The 289-nt window shown below is 41.5% G+C and carries 1 protein-coding gene; it reads left to right on the forward strand.

Going from position 1 to position 289, the window contains the following annotated elements; translation table 11 throughout:
- Window positions 1-84: 84 nt before the first annotated feature.
- On the forward strand, window positions 85-289 hold a 205-nt coding region (locus tag CWC11_RS22545; protein ID WP_138684293.1), incomplete at its 3' end, for a winged helix-turn-helix domain-containing protein.

A 289-nucleotide genomic window follows, 5' to 3' on the forward strand; every position in this document is an offset into this window, starting at 1 on the left:
TGCCATGATGTTTGTCGCGTTACTTTTGTCTTTTGGTCGCTAATTTAGGTATCATTTACAACGTATTTACTCATGGTTATAAAAATGCAGCACAGTGCGACTTATCAGTTATTAGATGTCAATATTGATCCGGTTGGGCATATTTTGTCCAGTGCCGGGCAGGAGTGTTGTGTCCAACCTAAATTTATCGAAGTGTTGACAGTATTGGCGCTTGCTTATCCAAGCGTGGTTACTCGAGAAGAAATCATTGAGCAGGTTTGGGGAGGGAACCTATTTGTTGGAGAGAAAG

Origin of the sequence: Pseudoalteromonas sp. S3178, assembly GCF_005886985.1 — a bacterium.
In the GTDB taxonomy this organism is placed as follows: Bacteria; Pseudomonadota; Gammaproteobacteria; order Enterobacterales; family Alteromonadaceae; genus Pseudoalteromonas; species Pseudoalteromonas carrageenovora.